This is a genomic window from Brevibacterium sp. LAARM3_SD1 (genome assembly GCF_057364765.1).
In genome coordinates, this window is sequence record NZ_JBNFOL010000038.1 from 24,428 (window position 1) to 31,063 (window position 6,636).

Sequence of the window (6,636 nt, forward strand, 5' to 3'; positions counted from 1 at the left end):
TGATCCAGTCATTGAGTTTTGTCTCGATGACTGGATCAGAATCCGATGACTCCCCAGGAGGTGCCTGGGCCAGGGAGTCCCCCCCCACCTCGCGTGCGCTGGTGGCCGCTCGGTGGGGCGGGAGGTCAGTCCTCGGCGGGGGCTTCGGGGACCCCGGTGCCGTCCTTCTTCAGCGGCTGCACGCGCGGGGGCGGGAATTCCGGCGCGGCAGCCGCGGGGCGGGCCTCCAGCCCGGCGAACACCTCGGCGATGGCGCGGTCGAGCTGCGGATCATCGGCGGCGAAGAGCTGACCGGGATCGTGCTCGACCTCGATATCGGGGTCGACTCCGTAGTTCTCCACACTCCAGCCCTTGCCCTCGATCCAGAAGGCGTAGCGCGGCTGCGTCACTCCGGTGCCGTCGACGAGATCGTAGCGACCGTCGATGCCGACGACTCCGCCCCAGGTGCGCACGCCGATCACCGGGCCGATGCCCTTGGCCTGCACGCGCGCGTTGATGATGTCGCCGTCGGAGCCGGAGAACTCATTGGCCACGAAGACCACGGGGCCGCGCGGAGCATCCTCGGGGTCCCGGTCCATCTGGTCATAGCTGCGAGCCGCACCCCAGGCAACCACCTGATCGGCGAAGCGTTCGGCCACCAGAGCGCTCGTGTGCCCGCCTCGGTTGAACCGCACATCGGCGATGACGCCCTCGCAGGCCATGGCCTGCCGCAGATCCCGGTGCATCTGCGCCCACCCGTATGAGGTCATGTCGGGGACATGCACATAGCCGATGCGGCCGGCGGACTTCTCGGCCACATACTCCCGGCGCGAGCGCACCCAATCCTGATATCGCAGCTTCTCCTCACTGGCCAGCGGAATGACCGCGACCGTGCGGTCCTTGCGACCGCGGCGCAGAGTGAGCTCGACGATCGTGTCCGCGGCGCCCTGCAGATGAGCGGCGGGACCGGCCGCCTCGTCGACGGGCTGACCATTCACGGCGACGATGACATCGCCGGTCTGGGCCCCGACGCCAGCCTGCCGAAGCGGCGACCTGGCATCCGGTTCACTGCTCTCACCGGGAAGGATGCGCTCAATCGTCCATCCATCTGCCGTCTTGGCGAGATCCGCACCGAGGAAGCCGAGCTTCTTCGACCCATCGCCGAGCCCCGACGGCGGCGTGACATAAGCATGCGAGGTGTTGAGCTCACCCACGGTCTCCCACAGCACGTCCACGAGATCGTCGTGAGTCAGGGCCTTCGCGGCCACGGCACGCCAGCGCAGCGTGACCGACTCCCAATCGACCCCGTTCATGTCTTCGCGCCAATAGTGGTCGCGCATGATCCGCGAGTTCTCCTCGAACATCTGCAGCCACTCGGCCCGACGGTCGAGTTCGAACCGCAGACGCGACAGGTCGACGGAGACGAACTCATCATCGTCGGCCTCGACCTTCCGGTTCGCAGGCACCACGCTGATCGCATCGTCGCTGCGCACGACGAGCAGCTTGCCGTCTCCTGAGATCTCGTACTCGTCGGCCTTGTCGACGACGGTGGTGACCTTCCGCTTGGCGAAGTCGAAGTACTGGACCACCTCGGCGGGTTTGTCACCGGTATCCCCGGCCCGCTGTGTGCCGAGCTCACCGGCCTCGACGTCGCCGGTGCGCAGCCAGACGAGGCCGCCCTCGGCGGATTCGAGATCACGGAAGACCCCCGAGGCGACGGGGAACGGCACGATGCGCTCCTCCGCACCCTCGAGTTCGACCTCGACGGTGGCGACGGGCTTGTCCCCGCGACCACGCTCGGCCTTGGCATCTTCGGTGGCCTCATTGATCGCCCACCCGCCGGCGCTCGGGCCGAACGGTGCGGGCTCATCGGCGGCCAAGGGCAGCAGCCACGGTCGGGTGACGCCGTTGAACGACAGGTCGAAGGCATGCTGGTTGTACGAGGGATCGAAGGTGCGATCGGAGAGGAACGCGACGAATTTTCCGTCGCGGGTGAAAGTCGGTGAGAAGTCGTTGAACTTGCCCGTCGTCAGCGGCTGGGCCTGACGATCCGACTTCACCTCGGCGATCATCAGCTGCGCGAGCAGCTCCTCACCCTGCGTCGGCTGTGACCAAATAAGGTACTTCCCATCGGGTGAGAACCGCGGATCCCGCGCCTCGCCATGACTCGAATGCCCGACCAGCCGCGTCCGCCCGTTGCCCACCTCGACGGTCCGAATCGATCCGTCGTGGGAGATCGTGGCGAGCATCTTCCCCGCCGGATCCGCCTGCAGGTGAAGGACCCGTCCCAGGGCTCCGGCCCCGATTCGCCGAGGCGGCTTGTCCCCGGTCACGGACGCGACCTCGATCGCGTCCTCCCCTTCGACATCCGTGATGTATGCGGCGTAACCCGTGTCCCCGAGGACGAGGGGTTCGCGGGTGCGGATCGACGAATCCGCGCACAGTGCACGGGCCGGGCCTTCGCGGTGGGCGAGCCAGAAGGTCTTGCCGCGCCATTCCACGACCGAGGCATTGCCTGCCTGGTCAGGGCTGATGCTGTTGAGCCCGGTCTTCGGATCGAGGCTCAGCGGCTGCACCTGAGTGCCCGGCAGAGTCACTGCAAGAGTGCGGACGGCCGCATCGAGGCTGTCGAGGATCTTGATCTGCCCACGGGAGTGCCAGACGATGCGGGTGCCGTCGGTCGTGGCGTCACGGACGTAGCCGTCGGCCTCGGTCTGGTGAGTGAGCTGGCGCGGTTCGATCGCGGCGTCCGGGTTCGTCGAGGCGGCCCCACCCACATTCGCCGAGGTGGCCAGACCGTCGATGATCCACAGGTTCGCCTGTTCATCGGCATGGTGAGGGAAGGTCGCGGCTCGGTCCGAGGTGAAGACGAGCGAATCGCCGACCCACAGCGGATCCGTCAGCGACGCCTCGTCCTCGCCCAGCAGGCGCTGCCACCGGGCCCCGGACCCATCGCCGATGCCGTCGGCATTCGAGCCTCCGACCCGATCGAGCCACAGCCTCGGCGCGGTGCCTCCGCGGTAGCGCTTCCAGTGCGCGGGCGGACGGGAGAACGGGGTCGACAGCGCCGTCACTCCCGTATGGTGCCGGGCCAGACCCGAAGCGCGACCGAACGACAGCCGATCGATCTCACCGTTCAGGCTCACTGACTTCACGACATGGTTGCGGACCTCGAACTCCCCGGCGTTCGCACCGACGAGGACATGGGTCACATCGGCCCAGCCGAGCATCGTCATCGCCGTCGAACCCATCCAGGTGAGCCGGCGCAGGGCCCCGGTGGCCACCTCGGCGACCATGAGCTCCGGCTGGCCCGTCCGGAGGGACACGAACGCGACATGCGCTCCGTCCGGGGAGATCCGCGGAGACCGCACTGGCACTCGATCCGAGGTCAGCCGCCAGGCGCGACCGCCGGCGGAGGGCACGAGCCAGACATCGTCGTCGGCGGTGAAGGTGATGAGATCGGACTGGATATGGGGATAGCGAAGATAAGTCACGTGACCCACATTACAAGCTCGACTGTGCGGCGACCGAGGGCCGGAACCGATGTCCAGGCAACTTGCACCCGGCAATAGAATGGCCATATGCCATCTCTGACTTCTGTGCTCACGGACCGTTTCGCCGCCGCCCTCATCCAGGCCTTCGGTGAGGACTTCGCCAGGCGCGATCCCGTCATCCGCAGCAGCCAGTTCGCAGACTTCCAGGCCAATGTGGCCCTGCCGCTGGCCAAGGAACTGAAGTCGAAGCCGCGCGATATCGCCGCACAGATCGTGGAGAACCTCGATCTCGAGGGCGTCTGCGAGACCCCGGAGATCTCGGGACCCGGGTTCATCAACCTCACGTTCACCCCCGAATTCCTCGCCTCCACCCTGACCGCAGGCGGAGTCTCTGCGGCTCCGGAGAACACCGATCCGCAGACCATCGCCATCGACTATTCGGCCCCGAATGTGGCCAAGGAGATGCACGTCGGCCACCTGCGCACCACCGTCGTCGGTGACGCTCTGGCCCGCACCCACGAATTCCTCGGCAACACGGTCATCCGCCAGAACCACATCGGCGACTGGGGCACACCGTTCGGCATGCTCATCGAGCACCTCCTCGACGTCGGCGTCGACTCGGCCGAGGCCTCCGAGGTGTCCGAGAACCCGAACGCCTTCTACCAGGCTGCCCGGGCGAAGTTCGACTCCGACGGGGCCTTCGCCACGCGTTCGCGGGCCCGCGTCGTCAAGCTCCAGGGCGGCGACGAAGAGACCCTGGGTCTGTGGACGACGCTCGTCGGCTACTCCCGCGAATACTTCAACCGCATCTACTCGCTCCTCGACGTCACCCTCACCGACGACGACCTCGCCGGCGAGTCCACTTACAACGACGTGCTGGCCGAGGTCTGCGACGAGCTCGAAGCCAAAGGCCTGGCGACGATCTCCGATGGTGCGCTGTGCGTGTTCCCCGAAGGCTTCACCGGCCGTGAAGGCGAACCCCTGCCGCTCATCATCCGCAAATCCGACGGCGGCTACGGCTACGCCACGACGGACCTCGCCGCCGTGCGCAACCGCGCGATCAACCTCGGTGTGAACCGTGCCCTCTACGTCGTCGGCACGCCGCAGGCCATGCACTTCGACATGGTCTTCACCGTCGCCCGCGCAGCCGGCTGGCTGCCGGAGACCTTCAGTCCCGAACACGTGAAGATCGGCAATGTGCTCGGTTCCGACGGCAAGATCCTGCGCACCCGCTCCGGCGCCCCGCTGCGCCTGGCCGAGCTCCTCGAAGAGGCCGTGACCCGGGCGAAGGCGACACTGGCGGAGTCGAGCGTGGACTTCGAGCCTGCGGAAGCCGACGAGGTCGCCCGCATCGTCGGCATCGGTGCGGTGAAGTACGCCGATCTGTCCGTCGCGCACGACACCTCCTACACCTTCGACCTCGACCGGATGCTCGCCCCCATCGGCAACACCGCCCCGTACCTCCAGTACGCCGGCGCCCGCATCCGCTCCATCGGCCGCAAAGCCGAAGCCGAAGGCGTCGACGCCTCCCAGGTCGCGAACGCCGCGATCAGCCTCGGCGAGGCTGCCGAACGTGAGCTCGCGCTGTCGATCCTCGGCTTCGCCGATGTGGTCACCGAGGTGGCCGCCGGGTCGACGCCCCACCGACTGTGCACCTACCTGTTCGATCTCGCCCAGGCATTCACCTCGTTCTACGAGCAGTGCCCGGTGCTCATCGCCGAGACCCCTGAGCTGCGCGACTCCCGCCTGCGGCTCTCGGCGATCGTGCTCGAGGTCCTCCAGGCCGGTCTCGGGGTGCTCGGCATCCGCGTGCCCGAGCGGATGTGAGTTCGCCTCAGCGGCCGACCGCAAAGAGGATGCTGCCCTGGATCGTTCTGGGCATCGTCATCCTCGCCCTCAATCTGCGCACCCCGATCATCGCGCCGACCGCGATCCTGCCCGACATCCAGGAGGGCACGGGGTTCAGCGCGGCCGGACTCGGTCTGCTCACCGGCCTGCCGGTCCTGCTGTTCGCTCTGGCCACGCCACTGGCGGGGAAGTTCATCACCCGCCTCGGGGCCGAAGCCACGGTTCTCGCGTGCCTGTCGGGTGTCCTGCTGGGTACCGTTCTGCGTTCGGTCGGCCCGTCCTGGCTGGTGCTCGCGGGCACCGGCATCATCGGCCTGGCGATCACCTTGGGCAATATCGTCGTCCCCGTCATCATCCGCCGGGAGGTGCCGTGGGAACAGGTGTCGCTGGTCACCGGCCTGTATTCGGCGATGATGAACGTCGGGTCGATGGCCACCCTCATCGGCACCGGCCCCCTGGCCGCGGCCTTCGGTTGGCGCTGGGCCCTGGCCGCCTGGGGCGGTCTCGCCTTCTTGGGCCTCGGTTTCTGGATGGTGCTCATCCGCGTGCGCGTGCGCCGCGAGGGTGAGGCTGCCCGCGCTGCCGCGGCCGAATCCGCCGACGATCCTTCCCTCACCGAGGCGGCCGCCCCCGTCGTGAAGCCCTCGTGGGCCGAGGCTCCCGCTTCCTTCCGGCTGATCATCGCCCTGCTCATCATCACGTTCTCCGGACAGTCGACCGCTTACTACGTGACGACTACCTGGCTGCCGAGCTACCTCAGCGACACGATCGGGCTCGCCCCGACCGCCGCCGGAGGCACGGCGTCCCTGTTCCAGATCGCTGCGATCCTCGGTGCCTTCGGAGTGCCGCTGCTGGCGGTGAAGACGAAGCCTTGGGTGCCTGTGGCGATCGTCGCCGTGCTCTGGCTGTCCCTGCCCGTGGGACTGTTGGCGGCCCCCGGCGCCTACTGGTTGTGGGCGACCACCGGCGGCATCGCCCAGGGTGGCGGGTTCACGGCGATCTTCTCGATAATCGCCCGCACCGCCGGAAGCGATGCGCAGACCGCGTCCGCTTCGGCGCGTGTGCAGTTCGGCGGCTACCTCGCAGCGACCCTGGCCCCGCCGTTCGCCGGTTGGCTCAACACCGCCACCGCCGGGTGGACGGCACCGCTGCTGCTCATCCTCGCCGCTACCCTCGCTTTCACGATCACCGGTCTCTTGGCCGCCCGCCGAGCCGGCGGCTTCCCCCGCGGCGGGCGCGAGGTCCTCGACCCCGACTAGCCTCCCCCTCTTGCTACCTGACGGCGGCCCAGCAACCTGGCGCGAGGTTGCTGGGC

The 6,636-nt window shown here is 67.9% G+C and carries 3 protein-coding genes; 2 read left to right on the forward strand and 1 reads right to left on the reverse strand.

Features of this window, described 5'->3' with window-relative positions:
- Nucleotides 1-125: 125 nt before the first annotated feature.
- The gene (locus AC2W7L_RS16475; RefSeq protein ID WP_486005306.1) at nt 126-3,473 is read right to left on the reverse strand and encodes a S41 family peptidase; all 3,348 of its coding nucleotides are present in this window, start codon (nt 3,471-3,473) and stop codon (nt 126-128) included.
- Nucleotides 3,474-3,560: 87 nt separating this feature from the next.
- On the opposite strand from AC2W7L_RS16475, the gene argS reads away from it, so the two are divergent.
- Together argS and AC2W7L_RS16485 are read left to right on the forward strand one after the other, a co-directional pair.
- On the forward strand, nt 3,561-5,300 hold the full coding sequence (gene argS, locus AC2W7L_RS16480) for an arginine--tRNA ligase (protein WP_486005307.1): 1,740 nt from the start codon (nt 3,561-3,563) through the stop codon (nt 5,298-5,300).
- Between the two features lie 29 nt (nt 5,301-5,329).
- Complete coding sequence (locus AC2W7L_RS16485) at nt 5,330-6,580, forward strand: MFS transporter (protein ID WP_486005308.1); 1,251 nt, start codon at nt 5,330-5,332, stop codon at nt 6,578-6,580.
- The last annotated feature ends 56 nt before the right edge of the window (nt 6,581-6,636 follow it).

Coding starts and splice junctions, on each gene's coding strand:
- argS (WP_486005307.1), top strand. CDS start 3,561: ATGCCATCTCTGACTTCTGTGCTCACGGACCGTTTCGCCGCCGCCCTC.
- AC2W7L_RS16485 (WP_486005308.1), top strand. CDS start 5,330: ATGCTGCCCTGGATCGTTCTGGGCATCGTCATCCTCGCCCTCAATCTG.